Annotated in this window: 19 protein-coding genes; 5 read left to right on the top strand and 14 right to left on the bottom strand. The window is 73.3% G+C overall.

Going from position 1 to position 22,581, the window contains the following annotated elements; genetic code table 11:
• Positions 1–48: 48 nt before the first annotated feature.
• Positions 49–2,271, bottom strand: a complete 2,223-nt coding sequence (locus tag Ade02nite_RS08000) for a helix-turn-helix domain-containing protein (RefSeq protein WP_203760900.1) — start codon at positions 2,269–2,271, stop codon at positions 49–51.
• A 646-nt stretch (positions 2,272–2,917) separates the two neighbouring features.
• Entirely contained in the window at positions 2,918–3,484 is a 567-nt protein-coding gene (locus Ade02nite_RS07995; protein WP_203760899.1) for a TetR/AcrR family transcriptional regulator, read from the bottom strand.
• An 80-nt stretch (positions 3,485–3,564) separates the two neighbouring features.
• On the opposite strand from Ade02nite_RS07995, the gene Ade02nite_RS07990 reads away from it, so the two are divergent.
• A complete protein-coding gene (locus Ade02nite_RS07990) occupies positions 3,565–4,290 on the top strand; it encodes an SDR family oxidoreductase (RefSeq protein ID WP_203760898.1) in 726 nt (241 codons plus the stop codon).
• A gap of 54 nt (positions 4,291–4,344) precedes the next feature.
• Here Ade02nite_RS07990 and Ade02nite_RS07985 read toward each other — a convergent pair whose 3' ends face one another.
• The 6 genes from Ade02nite_RS07985 to Ade02nite_RS07960 all read right to left on the bottom strand — a co-directional run bounded on the left by Ade02nite_RS07985 (position 4,345) and on the right by Ade02nite_RS07960 (position 12,498).
• Positions 4,345–5,181, bottom strand: a complete 837-nt coding sequence (locus tag Ade02nite_RS07985) for a hypothetical protein (RefSeq protein ID WP_203760897.1) — start codon at positions 5,179–5,181, stop codon at positions 4,345–4,347.
• The gene (locus tag Ade02nite_RS07980) at positions 5,178–5,633 is read right to left on the bottom strand and encodes a sigma factor-like helix-turn-helix DNA-binding protein (protein ID WP_239168615.1); all 456 of its coding nucleotides are present in this window, start codon (positions 5,631–5,633) and stop codon (positions 5,178–5,180) included. Before Ade02nite_RS07980 ends, Ade02nite_RS07985 begins: the two co-directional genes overlap by 4 nt.
• Before the next feature lie 24 nt (positions 5,634–5,657).
• The gene (locus Ade02nite_RS07975; protein WP_203760896.1) at positions 5,658–7,127 is read right to left on the bottom strand and encodes a GGDEF domain-containing protein; all 1,470 of its coding nucleotides are present in this window, start codon (positions 7,125–7,127) and stop codon (positions 5,658–5,660) included.
• 76 nt (positions 7,128–7,203) lie between these two features.
• The gene (locus Ade02nite_RS07970) at positions 7,204–8,220 is read right to left on the bottom strand and encodes a WxL protein peptidoglycan domain-containing protein (RefSeq protein ID WP_203760895.1); all 1,017 of its coding nucleotides are present in this window, start codon (positions 8,218–8,220) and stop codon (positions 7,204–7,206) included.
• A gap of 1 nt (position 8,221) precedes the next feature.
• A complete protein-coding gene (locus Ade02nite_RS07965) occupies positions 8,222–11,143 on the bottom strand; it encodes an immunoglobulin domain-containing protein (RefSeq protein WP_203760894.1) in 2,922 nt (973 codons plus the stop codon).
• An 80-nt stretch (positions 11,144–11,223) separates the two neighbouring features.
• Positions 11,224–12,498 carry a DUF1479 domain-containing protein gene (locus Ade02nite_RS07960; RefSeq protein WP_203760893.1) on the bottom strand — a complete coding sequence of 425 codons (1,275 nt, stop codon included), beginning with the start codon at positions 12,496–12,498 and terminating at the stop codon, positions 11,224–11,226.
• A gap of 214 nt (positions 12,499–12,712) precedes the next feature.
• Between Ade02nite_RS07960 and Ade02nite_RS07955 the strand changes: the two genes are divergently transcribed.
• Positions 12,713–13,960, top strand: coding sequence for an ROK family transcriptional regulator (locus Ade02nite_RS07955; protein ID WP_239168614.1), 1,248 nt, complete (start codon positions 12,713–12,715; stop codon positions 13,958–13,960).
• Positions 13,961–13,992: 32 nt separating this feature from the next.
• On the opposite strand, the gene Ade02nite_RS07950 is transcribed toward Ade02nite_RS07955, so the two are convergent.
• Genes Ade02nite_RS07950 through Ade02nite_RS07940 form a run of 3 tightly spaced genes read right to left on the bottom strand, consistent with a single transcriptional unit; the run spans position 13,993 to position 17,248 of the window.
• Positions 13,993–15,333, bottom strand: a complete 1,341-nt coding sequence (locus Ade02nite_RS07950; protein ID WP_239168613.1) for a flavin monoamine oxidase family protein — start codon at positions 15,331–15,333, stop codon at positions 13,993–13,995.
• Positions 15,330–16,319 (bottom strand): agmatine deiminase family protein, encoded by a 990-nt coding sequence (locus tag Ade02nite_RS07945; protein ID WP_203760892.1) that lies wholly within the window; start codon positions 16,317–16,319, stop codon positions 15,330–15,332. The genes Ade02nite_RS07950 and Ade02nite_RS07945 overlap by 4 nt, the downstream gene beginning before the upstream one ends.
• A gap of 14 nt (positions 16,320–16,333) precedes the next feature.
• Positions 16,334–17,248, bottom strand: coding sequence for a nitrilase-related carbon-nitrogen hydrolase (locus tag Ade02nite_RS07940; RefSeq protein WP_203760891.1), 915 nt, complete (start codon positions 17,246–17,248; stop codon positions 16,334–16,336).
• Between the two features lie 84 nt (positions 17,249–17,332).
• Here Ade02nite_RS07940 and Ade02nite_RS07935 point away from each other — a divergent pair, with 84 nt between their 5' ends.
• Positions 17,333–17,956 (top strand): TetR/AcrR family transcriptional regulator, encoded by a 624-nt coding sequence (locus Ade02nite_RS07935; protein WP_203760890.1) that lies wholly within the window; start codon positions 17,333–17,335, stop codon positions 17,954–17,956.
• On the opposite strand, the gene Ade02nite_RS07930 is transcribed toward Ade02nite_RS07935, so the two are convergent.
• Positions 17,919–19,493 carry an amidohydrolase gene (locus Ade02nite_RS07930; protein ID WP_203760889.1) on the bottom strand — a complete coding sequence of 525 codons (1,575 nt, stop codon included), beginning with the start codon at positions 19,491–19,493 and terminating at the stop codon, positions 17,919–17,921. The genes Ade02nite_RS07935 and Ade02nite_RS07930 overlap by 38 nt on opposite strands.
• A gap of 132 nt (positions 19,494–19,625) precedes the next feature.
• On the opposite strand from Ade02nite_RS07930, the gene Ade02nite_RS07925 reads away from it, so the two are divergent.
• Positions 19,626–20,837 (top strand): vanadium-dependent haloperoxidase, encoded by a 1,212-nt coding sequence (locus Ade02nite_RS07925; RefSeq protein WP_203760888.1) that lies wholly within the window; start codon positions 19,626–19,628, stop codon positions 20,835–20,837.
• 239 nt (positions 20,838–21,076) lie between these two features.
• Here the strand turns inward: Ade02nite_RS07925 and Ade02nite_RS07920 are convergent, their stop codons facing one another.
• Together Ade02nite_RS07920 and Ade02nite_RS07915 are read right to left on the bottom strand one after the other, a co-directional pair.
• Positions 21,077–21,532, bottom strand: coding sequence for a nitroreductase family deazaflavin-dependent oxidoreductase (locus tag Ade02nite_RS07920; protein ID WP_203760887.1), 456 nt, complete (start codon positions 21,530–21,532; stop codon positions 21,077–21,079).
• A gap of 95 nt (positions 21,533–21,627) precedes the next feature.
• Positions 21,628–22,080, bottom strand: a complete 453-nt coding sequence (locus tag Ade02nite_RS07915) for a MarR family transcriptional regulator (RefSeq protein ID WP_203760886.1) — start codon at positions 22,078–22,080, stop codon at positions 21,628–21,630.
• Between the two features lie 68 nt (positions 22,081–22,148).
• On the opposite strand from Ade02nite_RS07915, the gene Ade02nite_RS07910 reads away from it, so the two are divergent.
• Complete coding sequence (locus Ade02nite_RS07910; RefSeq protein WP_203760885.1) at positions 22,149–22,535, top strand: tautomerase family protein; 387 nt, start codon at positions 22,149–22,151, stop codon at positions 22,533–22,535.
• Positions 22,536–22,581 lie beyond the last annotated feature (46 nt).

Genomic DNA, 22,581 nt, shown 5'->3' with positions numbered 1-22,581 from the left:
CCGGCGGGCCGCTGGACGAGCAGACACCGGATCTGCGGCGGCGGGGTTTCAGCGGCCGCGACCGGGGTCCTGGCCGGATCGGCCCAGCGCCCGTTCGATCAGTTCGATGCGGTCGCGCAGCGGGCCGGGGCGGCGCACCTGATCGCCGGCGCGGTCGCGCATCGCGTCGAGGGCGGCCAGGTCGGCGCGGGCCTGCTCGTGGTCGCCGATCTCCACGAGGATGTACGCGCGCAGGGCCAGCGCCCGTACCATCGCGCCCGGGTTGTCGCCCTGGCGCCCGCGGATCTCGACCTGCCGGGTGGCCGCCTCCAGGGCCTCGGGCCAGCGCCCGGCGCCGGCCTCGATGTCCGCGAGCACCTGGGAGGCCGTCGCCTCGGCATAGCCGGCGATGTGCGGCGGCGGCGCGGTGGCCGGGTCGCGCACCGTCGCGATGATCTCGCGAAAGAGCACGGCGCCCTCGTCCGGCTCGCCCTGGCGCACCAGCAGGTCCGCCCACATGAGCAGGCCGTTCGGCACGCCCTCGCGGTCGCCGGTGGCGCGAAACTCGCGGACCGCCGCGCGGATGTGCTCGACCGCCTCCGGGTCGCGCTCCAGCAGCCGCAGCGCCCACGCCACGTAATACTGGGCCCAGCCGATCTGCCGGCGGTCGCCCGAGCGGACCGCGGCGGTGAACGCGCGGCGGGCGTGCTCCAGCCCCTTGCCGGCCCGGTGCTGGGCGACCAGGTAGACCCACGTGAGGTAGCCCTCGTGGATCGCGCGCAGGCGGTCGTCGCCGAGCCGCTCGGCGGCGGCGCTGGACAGGGTGAACACCTCTTCCCAGCCGGGCCAGGCGAACCAGCTGTCGGAATACCAGTGCAGCGACTCGGCGACGTCGACCACGCGCCGGTCCGGTGCGGCGCGCAGGGCCGCGAGCCAGTTCTCGGCCTCGGCCCGCAGCCAGTCGCCGGCCCGGCCCGGCGAACGGAAGTCGACCAGCTCGGCGGCGCCGGCCCGCCCGGGACCGTAGTCGGGCTCGAAATGCCGCCCGGCCACGGTCGCGGTGTCCAGCAGCCATGCGTCGCGCCGCCGCTTCGCCGCCGCGCGGTCGGCGGCGGCCTCCTCCCGGTCGAGCGCCTGCCCGGCGTACAACCGCAGAAGGTCGTGAAAATCGAGGCGGCCGTCGGGCCGCTGCTGCAACAGGCTGAGATCGACAAGCTCGTCCAGCGCGTCCTCGGTGGCGAGCAGCGGCTCCTCGGCGAGCACGGCGGCGAGCTCGGGCCCGGTGGACGTCCCCGGCACCAGGGCGAGCCTGCGGAACAACCGGCGGGCAACCTCCGACAGCTGCTGGTACGACAGGTCGAACGCGGCCTTGACCTGCGGGTCCCCGGCGGCCAGCCGGGTGATCAGGTCGTCGGCCGTCCACTCCGGACGGCTGACCAGCCGGTTGCCCGCGATCCGCAGCGCCAGCGGGATGTTCGCGCACAGCCGGGCGATGTGGCGCAGTTGCTCGGGCGAGGCGGCTTCGCGGCGCAGAATGCCGTCGAGCAGCGTCACGGAGTCGGCCTCGGGCAGCGGGTCCAGCCGCAGCCGGTGCACGTCCTCGAGACCGCTCAGCGAACGCCGGCTGGTGACGACCACGACGGCCGGTCCGCGCGCCGGAAGCACCGGCCGGACCTGGGCCTCGGCGATCGCGTTGTCCAGCACGACGACCAGCCGCCGCCCGCCGATCAGCGTCTGCCACAGCGCGGACGCCTCGTCGGCCTCGGGCGGAACGGAGCGCCGGTCCGGATCCACGGCCCGGATCAGGCGCCCCAGCACCGCGGCGGCCGTCTGCGGCTTCTCGTCCAGCCCGCGCAGATCGACGAAGAGCTGCTCCTCGGCCGGCCACGCGTGCGCGGCCCGGATGGCGAAGCTGGTCTTGCCGACACCCGCGTCCCCACTGACGACGACGACAGCCCTGTCCCCGGCGGCCCACCGCGCCACCTGGGCAAGCTCGGCCCCCCGCCCGGTGAAGTCGGCAACTTGCCGCGGCGGCGGAAGCCGGGTCCCTGCCACCGCCCCACGCCCCGCCCGCGCCGCGGCCAGGAGAGACTCCCGATCTTCCCCCGCGGCGCCGAGCCCGTCAGCGAGCGCCGCCACGGTGCGCGCCCGCGGCCGCAGGCTGACCCCGCGCTCCATGTCACTGATCGCCCGATCGGTCACCCCGGACGCCTCAGCCAGCTGCTCCAGAGTCAGCCCGGCCCCCACCCGCAGCCGCCGCAGCAACACCCCGAACGGGACGTCCCCGGCCATGTCGCCCCCCAACGCGCGGCCTCCCCTGCCCAAGATCCATTTCTACAACATCGAACGGGCCCCATCCCGAACGGCTCGCTCCGGGGCGTCGTCTGCGGCCGGCCGCCTTCCCGCCTTCGCAGCCCGCACCTTCTCCTTCGCCTCTTTCTGGCCTTCCAGCCCGCCTTCCCCACGCGCCTCTCCACCTCTACGCCTTCGCGGGCGAAGCCTTCGCCTTTCCGCCTTTCCCTTCACTCCTCACGGCCCTGCACTCCGCCTTCCCCCATCGCGCCTTCGCACTCTTCCGCCTCCCTGCCGATCCGATTCCCCGCCTGCCCACCTCCCCGGCGGGTGGACAGAACGTTCGTTCTACCCATGGCACGCACCGGTCGCGTCGTCCTGAGCCCGCGCCTGCCGGTGGATGCACCCGATCCACCGCCTACCGCCGACGACCATCAGCCCGAAGGCGCACATTCTGCGAGACGGGCAGAGCTGAGCCGGCGACGTGAATTGACTGGACAAAACGTTCGTTCTCCCGGCAGGCCCTCGCGCCCGCCGCCGCAGCCCCGCAGCGGACGCGGCGGCTAGACAGAACGTTCGTTCTCCCGGCACGCCCTCGCGCCCGCCGCCGCAACCCAGCGGCGGGCGTGGGTGGGTGGCGCCCGCGTCAGGTGAAGATGCCGGCCGTGGCCATGGTGACGCGCCGGCGGGCGGCCTGTTCCGTGTCGCCGAAGCGGTCGATGGCCCACGAGAGGGCCAGGACCAGTTCGTAGACCTCGTCGGCGGTGACGGCGGCGGGGACGTCGCCGGTGGCCTTGGCGTTGTCGAGGAGGGTGGCCGTCCGTTCCAGCAGCGGGTTGCCCGCGGCCTGCACCGGGGAGTCGGGGTCGTCGTGGGCGTCGGCGAGGCAGACCGGCAGGTCGTGCCAGATGCGCAGCTGCCAGCTCAACCACACCAGCCACTCGGCCACCGCCTCGCGTGGTGTGCGGGTGCGGGACAGCTCGTCGGCGTGGCCGAGAGCCGCGGTGGTGCTCGTCTGCATGACGGCCGCCAGCAGGTCTTCCCTGGTCGGGAAGTTGCGGTAGAGGGTGGCGTTGCCGACGCCGGCGCGCAGGGCTATGCCGTCGAGCGAGGTGAGGACGCCCTCGGTCTCGAACGTCTCGCGTGCCGCCGCCAGGATCGCGTCGCGGTTGCGCTGGGCGTCGGCGCGCAGCGGGCGTGTCGCCTTCGTCATGCCGGCTCCTTCTTGACCAAGTGGGGATTGTCCCCACATAGTCGTTGCGGGGATTGTCCCCAGTTATCGAAGGAGTCTAGATGACCACGTCACTCGACGGCCGTTCGGTGCTCGTCACCGGCGCGAACGGTGGGCTCGGCGAGCAGTTCGTCCGGCAGGCGCTCGATCGCGGCGCGGCGAAGGTCTACGCGGCGGCGCGTACCCCCAGGGGATGGGACGACCGGCGGGTCGAGCCGCTGACGCTGGATCTCACCGACGCGGACAGCGTGACGCGCGCCGCGGACGCAGCGCCGGACGTCGACCTGCTGATCAACAACGCCGCCATCGCGCCCGCGGGCGACCACATCACCGGCCCCGAACAGGAGTTGCGCCGGGTCTTCGAGACCAACTTCTTCGGTACGGTGCGCGTCGCCCGCGCCTTCGCCCCGGTGCTCGCGGCGAACGGCGGCGGCACGCTGCTGAACATCCTGTCCGCTGCCGCCTGGGTCACCTTGCCGACCGGCTACGCGGCCTCCAAGGCGGCCGCCTGGTCCGCCACCAACGCGCTGCGCACGGAGCTCCGCGGGCAGGGCACGCACGTCATCGGCCTGCTCGTCGGGATGATCGACACGCCCATGTCGGCCCGGTGGGACGTTCCCAAGGTGAGCGCGGCGAGCGTCGTCGCCCAGGCCTACGACGCCGTGGCGGACGGGTCGTTCGAGGTGCTGGCCGACGACCAGACGCGCTACCTCAAGTCGCGGATGAGCACGCCGGCCGAGGAGCTCTACCCGTGGCTCGACGAGCAGCTCGGCTCGTTCGTGCCCTGAGCGGCACGCCGAGGGCCCGGCGCCGGAGAGCCGGCGCCGGGCCCGGGGGTGGTGTCAGGGCTGGATCGGCAGGGTCTCGCCGGCGAGCAGGCGCCGGCCGCCCTCGATCTTCGCCTCGTACGGCGTCTTCAGGTGCCACAGCTCGGCCAGCTCGGCCGCGTCGGCGCCGTCGTAGCCCCGGGCGAAGAAGGTGTCCAGACGCTTGATCTCCTGCTTCTGCTCGCGGGCCGCCGTGACGTTCGCGGGCTTCGGCTGCACCGGCAGGGTGTCGCCGGCGAGCAGGCGCTTGCCGGCCTCCAGCTTCGCGGCCGGCGGGTCGCTCAGGTTCCAGAGGCCGGCGAGCTTCTCGGCGTCCTCCCACACGTAGCCGGCGTCGAAGAACGCCTGGAACTGCTTCTGCTGCTCCGGCGTGGTGGTGTCCTCGGGGACCACGTCGGGGTGCGGCTTGACCGGCAGGGTCTCGCCGAGCAGCAGCCGGCGGCCGGCCTCCGCCTTGACGGCGCCCGGGTTGGCGGCGCTCAGGTGCCAGAGCTTGGCGAGCTTCTCGGCGTCGCCGAGGCCGTAGCCCGCGTCGGCGTACGCCTGCCAGCGCGCCTGGAGCTCGGCGTCGGACGGCGCGCTGGACGGGGAGACGGCGGGCGCCGCGGCGGCCGGGATGCCCGCGGCGCTGCCGCCTCCCGAGCCGCCGGGCAGGAACGCGGGCAGGTTGACCGCGCCGGCGATCAGGCCGGCGCCCAGCACGCCGCCCGCGGCGATCTGGGCGCCCCGCCGGCGGCGCTTGTACCGGCCGGACAGCTCCACCACCCGGGCGTAGACGGCGGACGGGTCGGGGGTGTTGTGCTCGTGTGCGGCGAATGCCTCGCGCAGCTGGTCGGGGTGCTGCTCGGTCACGACTTCTCCTCGGCGGGAATGCAGTGGGCAAGCTCCGGCTCGAGCCGGAGCGTCTTCAGAGCCCTCGAGGCATGGCCGCGCACCGCCGCCCGGGAGGAGCCGAGCAGATCGGCGATCCGCTCGTCGTCCAGCTCCTCGTAGTGGCGCAGCACCAGCACGGCCCGCTGCTTGCGCCCGAGGCCGGCCAGCCGCTCCCACAGGCCGCCCTGCACGGTCCGCGGGCGCAGACGGCGGACCGCCCAGAACCGCCGCCACGACAGGTACTCGGTGAGCACCATGCGCCGCACGTACGTCTCCAGGTCCTCCGTCTGGCTGATCCGGCGCCATCGGGCCTGCGCCCGGGCGAGCACCTCCTGGACGATGTCCTGGGCGAGCTCACGGTCACCGGTGAGGACGACCGCGAAGCGCAGGAGGCTGGGCAGGCGGGCCATCGCGAATTGCTCGAAGGTCACTCCCCTAGGACGACTCCCGCGCCGTCACTGTGCAGTCGGCTCGGCAACTTTCTCGGTGGCGCTGTGGGGGGCTGCGGTGTGGAGCGCGGCGTCGTGGATCCGGTCGCGGCCGGCGTTCTTGGCGCCGTAGAGCGCGGCGTCGGCGCGAGCGGTGATCTCGTCGGCCGTCTCGGTGCCGTCCCAGACCGCGATGCCGGCCGAGAACGTCTGCCCGAGCGGGGTGGCGCGGCGCATCCGGTCGACGATGTCGCGGGCCTGCGCCGCGGTGGCGTCGGGCAGCATCACCACGAACTCCTCCCCGCCGAAGCGGGCCAGGTGGTCGGCGGTGCGCAGCTGGTCCTGCCACGCGGCCGCGGCCTCCTTGAGCAGGCGGTCGCCGGCCAGGTGCCCGTACGCGTCGTTGAAGCTCTTGAAGTGGTCGATGTCGATGATGGCCACGGCGAGCGGGTCGCCGGTGCGGCGCACCCGCTCCAGGGTGCGCGGCAGCTCGGTGTTCCACGCGCGCCGGTTCGGCAGGCCGGTCAGCTCGTCGGTGACGGCGAGCTCGCGCACCCTCTCGGTCTGCACGTCCAGCTGCGTGATGAGCTGGGACATCCGGGTGACGACGAGCAGGAACAGCGCCGCGCAGCCGAGCGCTATGGCCAGCGCGTCGGTCACCTCACCGCGTACCACCTGCATGATGAGCAGCGCCGGGCCGATGAGCGACGCCACGGTGAGGGCGGTCAGCAGCGGGCGGCTGAGCCGGGCGGCGCGCGGGCCGACGGCGCTCGACAGCGAGCGGACATCGGGGTGGACGGCCGCGGCGGCGAAGAGCAGATAGCCGGCCAGGAACACGTCGGCGAGGACCTTGTGGGCCGATGGGCCCGGCTCCCACGCCATCTGGTTGATGACGGCCCAGGCGCCGTCGCCGGCGAGAAAGCAGACGAGGGCCGCGCAGAGCAGGCGGAACGAGACGTTGCGGGCGGCGCCGCCGAGCATGAGGCGCACGGTCATGGCGAGCAGGACGATGTCGCCGACGGGGTACGCCACGCTGACGATGTGGCCGAGCAGGCCGATGGACGGGTCGGACGCGGCCGGCTTGACCATGAAGACCCAGGCGAGCAGCCCCATGCCGGTGGTCAGCGTGGTGGCGTCGACCAGGCTCGACCAGTCGCGGTGCGGGGTGCGCCGCCGGATCAGCAGGAGCAGACCGGCCGCGGCGGCCGGATAGAGCGACAGGTAGGCGGCGTCGGCCCAGGACGGAAACCCCACCCCCACGCCGGTACGGGTGAGCACGTCCTCGACGAGGATGCCGCTCGCGTTGCCGGCCACCCCGATCGCGAACAGCCACCACGCCGCGGGCAGGACCGGCCGCCAGTGCCGGATGCCCACGGCGATCGCCGCCGCCGCGTACCAGCCGCAGGCCACCTGCCAGACCAGCTGCGTGGTGCTGCCGTCCGGGACGGCGAGGAAACCGGCCACCGCCACGGCCGCGACCGCGAGGTGGAAGCGCATCAACCGATGACCGCGAGGGAGATCCACGATCCGGTGCATCGGCAGCCGGGCCGCCTACTTGACCTCCTTCGGCGTGTCATGGCGCACGTGTGGCGAGCGCGGCCCGGACGGCCTCCTCGACCTGCCGGCTCACCGCGGCGCGCCGGCGGCGACGGCGCCACACGAGCCAGGCGACGGCGAGAGCGGCGGCGAGCAGCACGGCGAGCTGGGGCCACGGCATCGTCCACACGGCGGCGGACGCGGTGGCCGGGGCGGTCCGCGGGCCGAAGACGTCGCCCCGGCGGGTGGGCACCGGCGTCAGGCGGACCTCTGCCCTCGTACGGAAGAACGGCCAGACCCCGCGCACGTCGGCGCCGAAGGTCAGCGAGTCGCCCGGCAGCAGCTCCGGCATCCGGGCGAGCGTGGTCTCGCCGCCGGGGAAGGAGACCGCGACGACCTGATCGGCGCCGAGGCGGACGTTGCCGGTGTTGGTGACCGTGTAGCCGACGTGCAGACCGCCCGGGCGGAACGGGTTGAGGGTGCCGGACCAGCTCGCGTCGAGCCGCGACACCTCCAGGCGCGGCTGGAGGTCGCCGCCGACGCGCACGTACATCCGGGTGCCGAGGCGCCGGTCGACGGTGACGGCCCGGCCCGCGCCGTCGGTTCCCGGTGAGAGGTACGAGGTGACGATGCCGCCGGTGTGGTCGCCGCTCTCCGCCTTGGCGGGCACGGTCATCGTGAACGGCACGTCGACGAACTCGCCCGGCGGCACGTCGATGCGCGACTTGCCGAGCACGGCCCACCTGCCCACGTCGGTGGACTTCGCGCCGGCCGGCAGCAGGTCGAGGGCGCCGCTCGAGGTGGTGAGGGCGTCGCTCGCGTAGACCGACAGCGAAAGCCGTTCCGCGCCGTAGTTCCGTACCCGGAGGCTGTCCTTGATCTGCTGCCCGGGGAGCGCGTCGTAGGCGAAATGGGGCCGGTCGGGCCGGCTCTTGGTGGGGGTGGGCCGGACCGACCAGGTCAGCGTCTCGGCGGCGGGGGCGGCCGCCGCCGCGCCCGGCACGAGGCCGGACACGGCGACGAGAACCGCCAGCAGGGCTCTGAGCGGCGACATGTCAGGAGAGCGCCGTCAGGGTGAGCATGGTGCTGTACGTGCCGGGCGCGGTCGTCACGGGCAGGCGCAGGTCCATGCGCGCGCCCAGGACGGCGGTGCCCTTGGCGTGGCCGTCGGCCGCGTACCCCAGGGTGGCCGAGGCGCCGAGGCCGTCGCCGTCGCCCGCCGTGACAGCGGTTCCGGCCTGGGCGCCGGCGCCCGCGGTGGCCACGGCGGGAGTCCAGCCGAGATAACTGGCGGGCAGGCCGCCGGTGAACGGGCCGGCCACCCCGGAGACCGACCAGGCGGGGCCGCCGGCGCGGGTGTCGGTCACCTTCACCGGCTTGAGGTCGCCGGTCGACTGGAGGTAGTCGCCCTTGTTCTCGGCGGTGGAGAGCGTCACGGTGCGGTCGGTCGCGTCGATCGTCCAGAGGAACTCGCCCGGCTCCTCCTGCTGCTCGGGCACCTCGACGACGATCTCCTGCGAGCCGTCCGCCGGAACCGTGGTGAGCCGGATCGGCGTCCACGCGTCGAGGGAGCGGTTGCCGAACGTGTCCTGCCAGGTGCTGATGTCGGTGAGCCGCAGGAAGGCCCCGATGCCGTACGTGTGCCCGGCCTGGAGTTTGCCCGCCGGCACCCTGAGGCCGATCGTGAACGTGCCCCCGGTCATCGCCATCCAGTCGTGGTAGATCTGACCGCTGGAGCTGTCCGGTGACGTGGCGACCCAGTCGCGGGTGCCCTGCTTGCCGGGCTGCCACACCTGCGCGTCGAACAGGCCCACGTCGAGCGAGTACGTCTGCGTCGCGCTCGCCCAGTCCGGCACCGGGAAACCGGCGCCGACGATGGTCAGGGCGGTCTCCTTGCCCGGGTCGACCGGGCCGTCGGGCAGCACGACCAGCTGCGGCTTGCCGGTGGACGCGAAGACGCGGAAGGAGAACACGCCGGACGTCGTCCGGGCGCCCTCGACGTTCTCGGCGACGACCCGGCCCTGCGCGCCGTTCGCGTCGGCCGGGACGGCGGCGATGGTGATGTCGGCGGTGGTGGCCGTGACGCCGGTCCACGCCGTCCAGGTGGCGCCCTTGTCGTCGCTGCGCTCCAGCGTCACCTTGCCGGCGTCGATCGCCGGGTTCCCGGTGAGCTGGAAGGAGACGACGGCCCGGTTGCCCGCCACGGCCACCACGTCCGCCGGCTGCTTCGCGAAGGCGGGCGCCGCATACGGCGCGGTGCTGAGCCGCACGGCGGTGGAGACGGCCCGGCCGTCGCCGTTGGTGGCCACGACGCGGACGTACGTGCCGTTCCACGACGAGTCGACGGCGGCGATGGTGAGCGTCTCGGTGGTCGCGCCGTCGATGGCGGTCCACGGCCCGGCCGCCGAGCTCGCCCTCTCCCAGCGCAGATCGGCGTCGCCGTCGACGTCGGCGGTGACGGTCAGGCCGCGGCCCTCGACGTACGGCTGCGCCGCGGCGGTCGACGGGTTGGCGAGGATGACCGGGACGTCCTTGACGACCGGCGCGGCGTTGAACCCGACCGTGATGTCGAGCGGGAGCTTGTCGGCGTCGCCGGCCAGACCGCTGCTGTGCCAATAGGTGGACAGGCCGGTCTCGTACTGGAAGTCCACGAAGGACTGCGGCCAGGAACCCCAGCCGGGCTCGGCCTTCTTGACCGTGTCGGAGATGGCGGAGGTGGTGGACCTCTTGCCGTCGACGAGCGGGAAGTAGTCGACGCCCGCGAAGGACGGCGAGATCTGCGCGCCCGTGGTGGTGAGCAGCACCTGGTCGAAGGTCGCCACGGTGACGGTACGGGCGGCGATCGGCTCCTGCGTGCCCGGGTTGGCGCGGCTCGAGCCCATCCCGCCGCTCGTCGCGGTGAGCGTGCCGGTGCCGTCCGCGGCGATGGTGAGGACCGGGTCCTTGAGATACCAGGTGACCATGCCGGAGTACGCGTTCGCGGTGAAGGCCCCGGTCCACTTGATGGTCGCCTCCCCGGTGACCGGGTTGGCGGTGCCGGCGCCCTCGGTGAACAGCGCCCGCTGGTTGAGCTGCGTCCCGGAGCCCGGGATGCACTTGGTGGCGTCGGAGATGCCCTGCGCGCTGCCGTCCGGCAGCCGGTGCACGATCCGGACGTTGCCCTGGCGCGGCTGGAACGGCGCCTGGGTGCCGGCCGAGAAGAAGTTGCAGCCGGAGTTCGCCGGGTTGCCGCCCTGGTAGATGGTGTTGATGCCCCACTCCAGGCTGGCGTGCGCCACCGGGTCGAGGCTGCCGCCGCCCGACGTCACGTCAAGCCTGGCGGGGGCCGAGGCGATCCGCGGGCCGTACGCGTTGCCGACCAGCACCCGGAACTGCGCGCCGTCGTCGGCGGGCGCGGTCTTGAACGCGTAGTCCTGCTTGCTGGCGCCGGCGATGTCGGCCCAGGTGCCGGCGGTGAGGCGCTGCCACTGGTACGTGTACGGCGAGGTGCCGCCGGCGGTGACGGTGAACCGGGCGCTCTGGTACGCCTGCACCGAGGCGTCGTGCGGCGGCTCGGTGACGGTCGCGGCCACCGGGGTGACGGTCAGCTTCGCCTCGTCGGAGCGGTGCTGCACAAAGGCGGAGTCGAAGACGCGCACCGAATAGGTGGCGCCGTTGTCGGCGTAGGTCGCGGTGAAGGTGTAGGTGGCCGCGTTGCCGGGGAGCGCCTTGGTGCCGGCGGCGTCGGTGCGGTACCAGGTGTAGAGGACGGCCCCGGGGTAGGTCGCGGAGAAGGTGACCGCGCTGCCGTCGGGGGCCGTCTGGGGTTGGGGTTGGGCCGTGAAGCCGGTGTCGGTTGCCGCTTCGGCCTTTGTGGTGGGCGGGGTGGCGGCGGCTTCGGTGGGCCTGGTGGCGGCGGCCGGGGCCGCCCCCACCAGAACCGTGATGACTGCCACGAGCGCGTGGGCGGCTCGGGACAGGGGATATCGGGAACGCACAGTCAGGTCCGCTCGTCGTGAAGGGGTCACTTCGCGACGAGATCCTAAGTGGTTCCGGGTTAGGTAAGCCTAACCTATGATTAAGCCAACATCCCGAGCCCTCGGCGGCCCGTCTCGTTCAGGTCCGACTCGTGGAAGCGGTTCGGCCAGTCCCGCTCGTAGTGCTCGGCCGGGAAGTCCGACGGGCTCGACCCGGTGCGGAACGCCTCGCGCACCGAGACCGCGTACCGCTCGTTGCGCGGGCACCACGGCGCCGCCGGGATGTACATGACGTTGCCCCAGCCCTTCTGCGCCTCGACCGGGGCCACGCTGTGGATCATGTCGCAGTGCCACCAGACCGAGTCGCCGGCCCGGATGTCGGGAATGCCGGAGAGCGCCTCCATGAGCGGGGCGTGCCACTTGTGGCCGGCCGGGAAGACCTGGTTGACGGTGACGCCGCACATGTCGTCGTCGGGCACGTCGGACAGCAGCGGGCGCAGCATCAGGTAGGCCATCGCCTCCGGAATGGGAACGGTGTGCAGCACACCCTGGTCGTGGTCCATGTCGGAGAGCGCGGTCCAGCCCTGGAAGGTGCGGAACGCCGAGCACATCGTCGAGCCGGGATATTGCGGCCCGTCGGTGCGGTAGGCGGCGTCCCACGGGTCGTACTGCTCGACGGTGCCGTCGAAGAGATGCCGGAACGCCTTCTGGTACGCCCGCGTCATCCACAGGTCGAGCGTGCCCGGGTCGAGGTGCGTCCCCAGCCCCGCGGAGTCGGCGCCCTCGGGACGGCGGCGGATGCGGTCCGGGTAGAGCGAGTCACGGCCGGGGTCGAACCACTGGACGCCCTCGGAGGTGTGCTTCCACTGGCTGTTGAGGAACGCCTGCACTCGCGCCATGCGGTCGCTCTGGCGCGCCTGCATCTGGGCGGGCGACCAGTAGATCGGGTAGATCTCGGGCTTGGAGCCGACGCTGCCGAAGAAGTCGTCGCCGGGGCCGCGGTAGTTCTCGAAGAAGTGGTTGCCCTCGACGTAGTCGACGATGTCGCGGTCCCACTGAAGCGCCTGGGAGCGCTCGAAGTGCCCGCGCACGACCAGGCAGCCGCGCTTGCGCAGCTTGTCGAGGTCGGCGGCGGTGACGGTGCCGGCCTCGATGTCCGCGTAGTCGATCACCGGCCAGACCGGCTCGCCGCGCCGCCGGGTGGCGGCGATGTCGTCGATCGCCGCCTGCACCCGCCGCTCCACCACGGCGAAGACCTCGTCGACCGTGCGACCTGACGCCTCGATGCGCGCCCGCAGCGCCGCTTTGATCTGCCGGGTCGCCGCGGCCAGGTCCGCCGGGGTCTCCTCCCAGTGCGGCAGCGTCGTGACGGTCATCAGCTTTCCTCCTTCGTTGCACGCCCTTTGCCCTTCGCCCGCCGCCCTCCGGCATCGCGCACCGGCGTCGCGCCTGACATCCGGCTTCGGCGCCAGCTTTCAAGTCAAGGGTCCTTACTTGTAAGAGACGTTACGGGGCACCCTCTTTCTAGGCAACCCCCTTGACCAGAAATGGCACGCGCTTCTAGACAGGGCTCCTGACTAGGATCGCGCTGTGGAGATCGTCCGTAGCGTCACCGACGAGCACGTGCTGCGCACACTGATGCGCCACCGCCGCCTGACCCGCGCCGAGCTGGCCGCCGAGATCGGCATCTCGAAGCCCACGGCCGGCGAGAGCGTCCGCCGCCTGACCGAGCGCGGCCTGGTGACCGACACGGGCGAGCGCACTCCCGGCGGCCGGGGCAAGGGCCGCGTCGGCTCGTACTACGCCCTCTCCCCCAGCGTCGGCGCCGCCATGGCCATCACCATCGCGCCCGAGGGCGTCGTGGCCGAGTGCGTGGACGTCTACGGCGACACCATCGCGCAGGCCGTGCGCCCCGCCTACCCCACCGAGATCGCCGCCGCCGTGACCTCCGCGGCCGGCGAAGCGATCGCCCGCGCCGGCCAGCCCGTCCGCGTGGCCGTCGTGGGCGCCGCCGACCCGGTCGACCGCGCCACCGGCCGCCTGGTCCACCTGCCCGACGCCCCGTTCCTGGTGGGAGACCTGGACCCTGCGGCCCTCCTGAGGCCCTACGTGACCGGCCCGGTCATCGTCGACAACGACGTGAATTGGGCCGCCCTCGCCGAACGCGACCACCAAGCCACCCACGGACAGCCCGAGCACACGTCACGACGGCCCGAGCACACGTCGCCGCAGCTCGACCTCGCGTCGCGAGCACGGCTCGGCCTTGCTCCGCCGGAGCACAGCCGTCAATGGCGGGACCCGGCGGAGCGCGCCGAGCCGGGACAGGGCCGGCGAGGCGGAGGGGATTTCGCCTACCTCTACTTGGGCGAAGGCCTCGGCTGCGCGATGGTCAGCGACGGCGAGGTCCGCCGGGGACACTCCGGCCTGGCCGGTGAGATCGCGCATCTGATCACCGCGGGCGCCGGTGGGCGGGCGGTTCGGTTCATCGAGGTCTTCGGCGAGTTGGGGCTACGTCAGAAGAGGCGCGGCAGCCACGCCGGCAGCGAGACGGCGATCGACGTCCGGCGGCTGCTCGCGAGTGATCCCGCCACGCGCGAGATTCTCGCCAGGGCCGTCGCCGGAGTGATCGCCGCCGTGGTCGCGCTCGCCGACCCCCGCGAGGTCGTCCTCGGCGGCCCGTGGGGGCCGGCCCTGGCCGACGACATCCGCGCGGCGGCCGAGCGCATGCCGCGTCACGTCCCGGTCCGTCCCGCTTCGGTCACCCGCGAGCCGGTCCTGACCGCCGTGCGCGCCGAGGCCCTGAACCGCCTGCGGACCCTGGTCACCGCCGCCGGATGACCCAGGTTCTCCAGCGCGGTGGGTGAGCGGCCTCAGTTCCTCAGGAGGGCGCCGGCCACGGCCTCGCCCATGCGGATGGCGCCGTCCACGTGCTGGAAGCCCTGGCCTGCCACGTCGCTGCTGGCGAAGGTCAGTGGGCCCACGGGAGTGCGCAGGTGGCGGCCGTAGCGGGTCAGGGAGCCGATGTCGAAGCTGGTGCCGAAGGCGCCGGCCGTCCACTCGTCGGCCTGCCAGGGGCTCTCGTAGTAGGCGACCGGGTGCCGGGCCTGCGGGCCGTAGTAGGCGGCCAGCGACTCCAGGACCTTCTCCCGGCGGGTGGGGGCGTCCAGCTCCAGCAGGGCGTCCGCCTTGGTGTCGGAGACGAAGCCGACCAGGATGCCCCTAGGGTCGGCGGGCAGGTCCTCGTTGGTGTTGTCGTACGCCTCGTGGACCAGGGCGTACGGGCTGAACGCCGTGCCGGACAGGCCGGACGAGCGCCAGAACGGGGTCTCGTACGTGATGTGCAGTTTGATGACCAGGCCGAAGGACTGGTGCTGGCGCATCTGGGCCTGCACGGGCGGCAGGGCGGGGGTGAACTGGATCCGGTTGACCAGGGTGGGCGGGACGGCCAGCACCACGTGGCGGGCCCGGTAGTCGCCGACGGTCGCGCCGGACGGGGTCCAGGCGACGTGGCCGACGGGGGTCGCCAGGTGGACGGCGTCGCCCAGCCGCGCGGCCAGGCGCAGCGGGACTTCCTGGAGGCCGCCGGCTATGCGCCGGTCCAGAATGAAGTCGGCGTCCAGCAGGTGGTGGAAGCCGCCCGCGCTGGCGGCCATCAGCACCGCCGACAGGGCCGAGAACGTGTGGGGCGGCTTCGTGAGCATCGCCGGGCCCACGTACAACGCGATGTTGTCCCTGGCCTCGGGGTCGTCGGTCTGCGCGGCCAGCCACGCGGCGAACGACATCTGGTCCAGGTGGGCGGCGTCGGGGTGCTCCCACGGCACGAGCGGGTCCATCCGGGACGCCAGGCGGTCCAGTTCCTCGGCCACCCGCTTGATCTCGGCGGCCGTGGCCTCCGGGACCGGGAAGGCGTCGCCGCGGAAAGTCCTGCGGATGCCGTCGCGGCCGATGTAGACGGAGTCGCCGTCGCGGTAGCGGGGATACGTCGTCAGGCCGAGCTCGCCGGCCATCGCCAGCAGCGCCGTCTGGTCGGGCGAGACCCACTGGCCACCGATCTCGAGCCGTACGCCGTCGACCGTCTCGGTCAGCAGGCGGCCGCCCACCCGGTCGCGCGCCTCGAGCACGACCACCTCGCGGCCCGCCTGCTGCAGGCGTACCGCCGCGGTCAGGCCGGTCACGCCGGCCCCGACCACCACAACGTCCACGTCGATCACGATGCCACCCTCGGTTGTTGCTGCGTGATGCAGTGAATACCCCCGCCGCGCGCGAAGATCACGCGGGCGTCGACACCGGTGACCTCGCGGCCGGCGTACGCGGAAGCCAGGGTCTCCAGCGCCTCGGCGTCGCGCGGGTCGCCGAACGTGCACGCCACCACCCCGCCGTTGCAGACGAGATGGTTGACGTAGCTGTGGTCGACCGGGCCCTCCTCGTCCTCCAGGCGCTCCGGGGCCGGCAGGTCGACGATCCGCCAGTCGGCGGGCAGCGCCGCGCGGAGGGCATCGTCGATCGCGTGGTCGGGGTGGCGCGGGTCCCGCTGGACGTGCAGCAGCACCGTGCCCGGCGACGGCACGGTCGCCACGATGTCGACGTGCCCGCGCGTCCCGTACTCGCCGTAGTCCCTGGTCAGGCCGCGCGGCAGCCACACCACCGCGTGGACGCCGAGCGTGCGCCGCAGCTCCGCCTCGACGTCCTCGCGGCGCCAGCCCGGATTGCGGGCCGGGTCCAGCTGCACCGTCTCGGTCACCAGCACGGTGCCCGCGCCGTCCACGTGGAGGCCGCCGCCCTCGTTCACCATCGGCGACGGGATCAGCGTCGCGCCCGCCCACTCGGCGACCCGCCGGGCGATCCGCGCGTCCCTCTCCCAGCGGGCCCAGCCCTGCTGCCCCCAGCCGTTGAAGACCCAGTCGACAGCGCCCAGCCCGCCCGGCCCGACCACGAACGTGGGCCCGATGTCCCGCATCCACGCGTCGTCGAGCGGCGCCTCCAGCAGTTCCACGTCCGAGCCCAGCCACTTGCGCGCGTGCCGCTTCGCGACGGGATCGACCACCATGCGTACGGGCTCGAACCGCGCCACCGCGAGCGCGACCTCGGCCCAGGCACGGCGCGCGTCGTCGGCGTCCGCTTCCGTGTCACCGAGCGTGTAGCCGGCCGACGGCCACGCCATCCACGTGCAGTCGTGCGGCTCCGTCTCGGCAGGCATGCGCCATTGCGCGGTCATGCGAGACCCGCATAGGTGTCGGGGCGCCGGGTGCGCAGGAACGGGAAGAGCGTCAGCCAGTCCCGGCGCTGGTCGAGGTCGAGGTCGGCGACGAGCACCGCCTCCTCGTCGCGTGGCGCCTGGGCGAGCACCCGCCCGTACGGGTCGACGATGAACGAGGAGCCGTAGAAGCTGATCCGCCCCTCGTCGCCGGTGCGGTTGGGCACGGCGATGAAGAGCCCGTTCGCGATGGCGTGCCCGGCGATCACCTGCTGCCACAGCGGCTGGGTGTCGAAGTCGGGGTGGTCGGGCTCGGAGCCGATCGCCGTCGGGTAGGCGAGCAGGTCCGCCCCGCCGAGCGCGTAGAGCCGGGCCACCTCGGGGAACCACTCGTCCCAGCACGTCGGCAGCCCGAGGCCCACGTCGTTCCATCGGTGCACCGGGTACGCGCCCGCGGCCGGCCCGGGGCGGAAGTACCTGTCCTCCACGTACCCCTCGGTGATCGGAATGTGGGTCTTGCGGGTGCGGCCGAGGAGCCGGCCCTCGGCGCCGACCAGCACGGCGGTGTTGTAGCCGAGCCCGTCGCCGAGGTCCTCCCGCTCGTAGAGCGAGGCGTGCACGGGAATGCCGTATTTGCGCGCCGCCTCCGCCGCGAACGCGACCGTGGGACCGGTCAGCAGGTCCTCGGCGGCGTCGACCGGCACGCCTTTCGGCTCCTCGAAGGCCGGGTACCGCGACAGGGTCAGCTCGGGCAGGAACACGACCTGCGCGCCCGCCTCGGCGGCCTGCCCGATGCCGGTGAGCAGCGCGTCCTTCAGCTCGGCGGGGTCCGCGCGCCAGCGGTGCTGCACGACGCCGATCCGCAGGGGCGGCCGGGCCGGAGCCTCGACGCGTGCCGGCGAGTCGAGCGGTCCTGACGTGATCAGGCGCATCGGTCCTCCGCTTCGGTCCGAGTAAACGAATGCCATTCGTTTTAGTATGGTGGTCGTCCCGGGCGGTTGTCGAGAGGAGTTCCGGTGGGGCGACCGGCCACGCCGAAGCTGTCGGTGGACAAGATCGCGGCCGCGGCGCTGGCGATCGTCGACGACCGGGGCGAGTTCACGATGGGCGAGATCGCGCGCGCTCTCGCCGTACGGCCGTCCTCGCTCTACAACCACCTGGCCGGCCGGACCGAGGTGATCGAGGCGATGCGCGCCCGGGTCTTCGCCGAGGAGCCGTTCGCCCGGCCGCGGGCGCCGTGGGACGAGGTCCTGCGCTCGCTGCTACGGCACTACCGCGACGCGTTCGCCCGGCATCCGCGGCTGATCCCGATGCTCACCGCGCACACCGTCTCCTCCCCCGACGTCATGCGGATGTACGACGACATCGCCACCGTCCTCAGCGGCGCCGGCATCCCCGTCGAGGGCCTGCTCGACGTCATCACGGTGCTGGACAGCTTCGTGATCGGCTCGGCGCTCGACGTGGCCGCGCCCGACGAGGTCTGGGACAAGACCCAGGCGCGTACGCCCGTGCTGGTCGCCGCCGTCGAGGCCGCCGGGCAGGGCCGCGCCCGCGCCGACCGCGCGTTCGAGCTGGGCCTGGACCTACTGCTGACGGCGCTGCTCACGTACGGTGAACGACCGAACCTGCGACCACGGTGAGGACCACCGGCGACTCGGCGAACTCGTCGGGATCGGCCGTGAGCGGGTCGAGCGCGAAGGCCGTCAGGTCGGCCCGGTAGCCGGGCGCCAACCGGCCCGCGCGATCGCCGAGCCCCGCCGCCCCGGCCGCCTGGGTGGTGTAGCCCTCCAGCGCCATCCGGGCTGTCAGCGCCTGGCCGGGCAGCACCGGGTCGACCTCCGGCCTGCCCGCCGGCCGCCGCAGCCGGGCCGCCGCGATGATGCCGCGCGGGTCGTACGGCGCGATCGGCCAGTCCGAGCCCAGCGCCAGCCGGGCGCCGCTGTCGCGCAGGTCGCGGGCGCGGAAGCCGCGGTCGGCGCGCACCTTGCCGAGCCGCCGCGACCAGTTGTCGCTGTGGTCGGCGCGCGTGTAGTGGGTGCAGTGCGTCGGCTGCATGCTCGCCGTCACGTCGAGCTGCCGAAAGCGCCCGACCAGGCCGGACGGCATCGTCTCGAGGTGTTCGACGCGGTGCGGCACGGACGAGACGCGCGGCAGCTCCGCGAGGGTGTCGAGCACGTACCGGATGCCGGCGTCCCCGATCGCGTGGGTCACGATCGGCACGCCGCGCGCGGCCAGCACGCGGACGGCCGCCGCGTACCCGGCCGGGTCGGGCCACAGGCAGGCGGTCGACTCCCCGTGCGCGTCCGGCTCCTCCAGCCAGGCCGTGCCCCCGTCCACGGTGCCGTCGATCATGAACTTGGCGCCCTCGACCCGCCAGCGCCGCCCGTGCAGCCGCTGCTTCTCCAGCACCTCACCCACGTCGGTGTCCGGCATGACGAACGGCGCGCACCGCCACCGCATCGGCAGGTCGCCGTCGGCCTCCAGCGCCCGGAACAGCTCCAGCGAGTCGTCCTCGAAGTCCATCGCGTTGGCCGCGGTCAGCCCGGACGCCGCCATCTGCCGCATCAGCCCGAGCAGCCGCCGCCGGCGCGCCGCCGGCTCGTCCGCCGGCAGGAGATCGCGGACGAGGGTGAGCGCGTCCATCTCGAGCAGGTGACCGGTCGGCCGTCCCCCGGCGTCGCACACGATGCTCGCCCCCGACGGGAACTCCCGCGGCCCCGTGATGCCGGCCAGGTCGAGGGCACGCTGGTTGACCAGCGCCGAGTGCGCGTCGAACAGCAGCAGGAACACGGGCACGTCCACCGGCAGCGGCGCCGACGTGAGCGGCCGGTCACCGAAGACGTTCGGGTCGAGACCCCACCCCTCGAGCCAGCCCTCATGCCGTACGGAGGAGAGCACCGCCCCAAGCTCATCGAGCGTGCGCACACCGGAGAGGTCGGCACCGCGCGTCATCCCGATGCCCAGCACCGGATGGGCATGCCCGTCGACCAGGCCCGGCGTCACCGTGGCGGCGCCCAGCTCGATGACCTCGGTGCCGGGACCACGCCACTCGCGCGCGCCCGAGCGCTCCCCCAGCCCGGTGACGACGCCGTCGGCGATCGCGATCGCGGTCACCGGCCGCGACGCGGTCATCGTGTGCACGCGATCGGCCATCACGATCAGGTCGGCGGTGCTCATTGCGACCCCTCATCTCCGCGCCCGCGCATCAGGAAATACTCACTACAGTCTCATCATCACCGTTGACCCAGCGAGGTCCGTCGATGCAGGCTCGCATAACCCACTTTTCCTATCTGTCAAAGGGGTTATTTGATGCCTGTGTCCCGCAGAGGTGCGGCGCTGCTCGGCGCCGCCACCGTCGCCACGCTCGGCGTCGCCGCGCCGGCGGCCGCTCAGCCGGTCACCACCGACTCGGTCCTGGCCTGGTACGACACGACAGCCGCCGCGATCGCCGGCGGTGGCGCGCCGACCCAGGTCACCAACAGCCGCACCTGGGCGATCGCCTGGCTCGCCGCCGCCCGCGCGCAGGCGCACACACCGTCGGCCGACGGTCAGCGCGCGGCCCTCGCCGGCGCGGTCCACCAGACGCTGGTCACCCTCGTGCCCACTCGCCGCGACTCCGCCGACGCCACGCTCGCCGCCGAGCTCGCGGCGCTGCCGGACCGGCCGCAGGTGCGCGACAGCGTGGCCGCGGGCCGCGCGGCGGCGCAGCGGCTTCTCACCGAACGGGCCGGCGACGGGCTCGACCCCGCCTCGGTCAACACGGCCTTCCCGGTGCCCGCGGCCGCCCCCGGCGTCTGGCAGCCCACCCCGCCGCAGTACGCGGGCGCCACGCAATACGGCAACCGGGTCGCCCGGCCCTTCACGCTCCGCTCCGCCGGCCAGTTCCGCCCCGCCCCGCCCCCGGCGATCGGCTCCCCGCGCTACGAGGCCGACCTGGCCGAGGTCCGGGCATACGGCGCGGCGGCCAGCACCGTACGCACGCAGGCACAGACCGACACCGCGACCTTCTGGCTCGGCTCGTCCCTGACGCTCTACACGCCGATCCTGCGCGCCGCCGTCGCCCAGTCGCCCGCCCCGGTCCTCGAACGCACCCGGCTCGTCGCGCTGTTCCACGTCGCCGCCGTCGACACCCAGATCGCCACGTCGGACGCGAAGTACACCTATCAGCGCTGGCGCCCGGTCACCGCGATCCGGGCCGGCGGCGACGCCACGTGGCTGCCGCTGCACGACACCCCCGCACACCCCGACTACCCGAGCGGGCACAACACCTATTCCGGCTCGGCCGAGGGTGTGCTCACCGCGCTGATCGGCCCGCGCGCACGCCGGCCGTACACCATCGGCAGCCCCACCGCGCCCGGCGTGACCCGCACCTACGGCGACTGGCACCAGCCGAGCGCCGAGAACATCGACGCCCGCGTGTGGTCGGGTATCCACACCCGCAGTGCGGACGTCGCCGGCATCCGCCTCGGCGAGGACGTGGCCCGTCATGTCGTACGCCACGCGACAGACCTCCTGCGCTGACGTCTCCGCCACGGGAGGCTCCCCGCCGGGGAGCCTCCTTCGCGCCGCTCAGCCCACGTAGATCTTGGTCGCGGTGGAGCTGTCCACCCCGCCCACGGCCAGAACGACCAGCGTGACGAGCGCGACCACCGCGGCTACGACGGCCACGCGCAGAAACGTCGACGACATACCCATAGCGAAACCCCTTCCCCGTGTAGTGCCGCCACACTAGGGCCGCGCGCCGCCGTCCGCTGCCAGATCTAGGACGCAGTCAGCTCGAAAACGGGGTGCCGCCCCGCCTCGGCCACGAAATCCTCGACCGGCGCGTCCTTGTGCGCCGCGAAATACGGCCGGGTGGCACTGGCGACGGCCACGTAGCGCTTGAGCACCGGCCCCGCCTCGGCCGCCGCCAACTCCCGGACGGCGTAGTCCCTCCGCTCCCGCCGGCGGCTGAGCGTGACCCGCCCGGCGGCGCGCGCGTTGTGCACCCACGACACCGCCCCGTACGGCGCGACCAGCCACAGCTTCTCCCCGTCGCGCACCACGGTCGCCGGGTGGGTCAGGGGCCGCCCGCTCTTGCGGCCCACAGTGGTCAGCATGTAGGTCCAGGGCACCACCCCCGCCCGCACGAACACACCGAAGACGGCGTCCCCGATGCGCCTTCCCCGGCTGCGGCGGAACCGCCGCACCGGCCGCCCAGGTGTCGAGTCGGTCATCCTCCCAGCGTCCGCCGCCGGCCCCGGCGGGTCAACGGCACCGCAGCGCCGGATCAGCGTGCCTCTCGCGGTCCACCGGCCCGCCCAGGGGATCGCTATGCCTGATGTCGCGCTGCGGTGGCGGCTGCCTCCTCGTAGCGCAGGAGGGTGTCGACGAACATGCGCTGCTGCGCCGGGGTCAGCGGACCCAGGGCGTGGCGCCACGCGTGGGCACCCGGCGACAGCCACTGGGCGATGGCGGGGCGGCTCTCGGCGCTGATGTCGATGATGCGCCGGCGGCGGTCGGCGTCGTCCTCGCGGCGCACCAGCACGCCCTTTCGGCTGAGGTCGCTCACGATCAGGCTCACCGTCGTCGGGGCCACGCCCAGCGACTCGGCCAGCTGCGAGACGGTGAGCGGGCCGTCGAGCAGGATCAGGGACAGCATGGACAGGTGCCGGGGCGCCAGGTCGAGGGAGCGCAGCTGCTCCGGGAGCGGCAGGCGTTTGATCCGGCCGATCAGCCTGGGCATGACCAGCAGGAGCTCCCGGACCGTGTCATCCGTTGACATGCGTCTCTCCCCGAAATACCTTTGAATGCAAAGGTTATTTGACAGCAAAGTGTTTTGCGGAGGATGGTATGCCGCACCTCAGCGTCCACGCCCTGGAGAGCGACCTGGCCGGGCGTGAGACCACACTGATCGAGAAGCTGACCGAGGCGGTCGTCGCCGTCTACGGGGAGTGGGCCCGCGGCATCGTGGTCGTCCAGTTGTTCGGGCTGCCGCCGCACCGATGGGGCATCGGCGGGGCGCCGGCGGTCGCGCCGTCGCCCAGCGTCACGTTCGGCATCAAGGAGGCCGCGTTCGGGCGGCCCGACGCGGACGAGATCGTCGCCCGGCTGGTCTCCGGGGTCACGGACGCGGTCGTGGACGTCTTCGGCGAGCGGGTGCGCGCGGGCGTCACGGTGGAGCTGGTCGGCACCCGGGCGGGGCGCAGCGGGGTCGGCGGGGTGGTCGTCACTTCTTGACGGCCGCGCGGCCCGGGGCGCGGCTTGGCGGTGGCACGGCCGGTGG

It is taken from the genome of Paractinoplanes deccanensis (assembly GCF_016862115.1).
Classification (GTDB): Bacteria; Actinomycetota; Actinomycetes; order Mycobacteriales; family Micromonosporaceae; genus Actinoplanes; species Actinoplanes deccanensis.
The sequence above is the reverse complement of the archived record's forward strand: the minus strand, read 5'-3'. Positions and strand labels throughout refer to the sequence as shown.

Bases quoted from the DNA above. Each gene is read 5' to 3' on its own strand.
- Ade02nite_RS07970 (WP_203760895.1), bottom strand. From the start codon at position 8,220: ATGTCGCCGCTCAGAGCCCTGCTGGCGGTTCTCGTCGCCGTGTCCGGC.
- Ade02nite_RS07995 (WP_203760899.1), bottom strand. From the start codon at position 3,484: ATGACGAAGGCGACACGCCCGCTGCGCGCCGACGCCCAGCGCAACCGC.
- Ade02nite_RS07960 (WP_203760893.1), bottom strand. From the start codon at position 12,498: ATGACCGTCACGACGCTGCCGCACTGGGAGGAGACCCCGGCGGACCTG.
- Ade02nite_RS07915 (WP_203760886.1), bottom strand. From the start codon at position 22,080: ATGTCAACGGATGACACGGTCCGGGAGCTCCTGCTGGTCATGCCCAGG.
- Ade02nite_RS07975 (WP_203760896.1), bottom strand. From the start codon at position 7,127: ATGCGCTTCCACCTCGCGGTCGCGGCCGTGGCGGTGGCCGGTTTCCTC.
- Ade02nite_RS07925 (WP_203760888.1), top strand. From the start codon at position 19,626: ATGCCTGTGTCCCGCAGAGGTGCGGCGCTGCTCGGCGCCGCCACCGTC.
- Ade02nite_RS07940 (WP_203760891.1), bottom strand. From the start codon at position 17,248: ATGCGCCTGATCACGTCAGGACCGCTCGACTCGCCGGCACGCGTCGAG.
- Ade02nite_RS07945 (WP_203760892.1), bottom strand. From the start codon at position 16,319: ATGCCTGCCGAGACGGAGCCGCACGACTGCACGTGGATGGCGTGGCCG.
- Ade02nite_RS08000 (WP_203760900.1), bottom strand. From the start codon at position 2,271: ATGGCCGGGGACGTCCCGTTCGGGGTGTTGCTGCGGCGGCTGCGGGTG.
- Ade02nite_RS07990 (WP_203760898.1), top strand. From the start codon at position 3,565: ATGACCACGTCACTCGACGGCCGTTCGGTGCTCGTCACCGGCGCGAAC.
- Ade02nite_RS07930 (WP_203760889.1), bottom strand. From the start codon at position 19,493: ATGAGCACCGCCGACCTGATCGTGATGGCCGATCGCGTGCACACGATG.
- Ade02nite_RS07920 (WP_203760887.1), bottom strand. From the start codon at position 21,532: ATGACCGACTCGACACCTGGGCGGCCGGTGCGGCGGTTCCGCCGCAGC.
- Ade02nite_RS07910 (WP_203760885.1), top strand. From the start codon at position 22,149: ATGCCGCACCTCAGCGTCCACGCCCTGGAGAGCGACCTGGCCGGGCGT.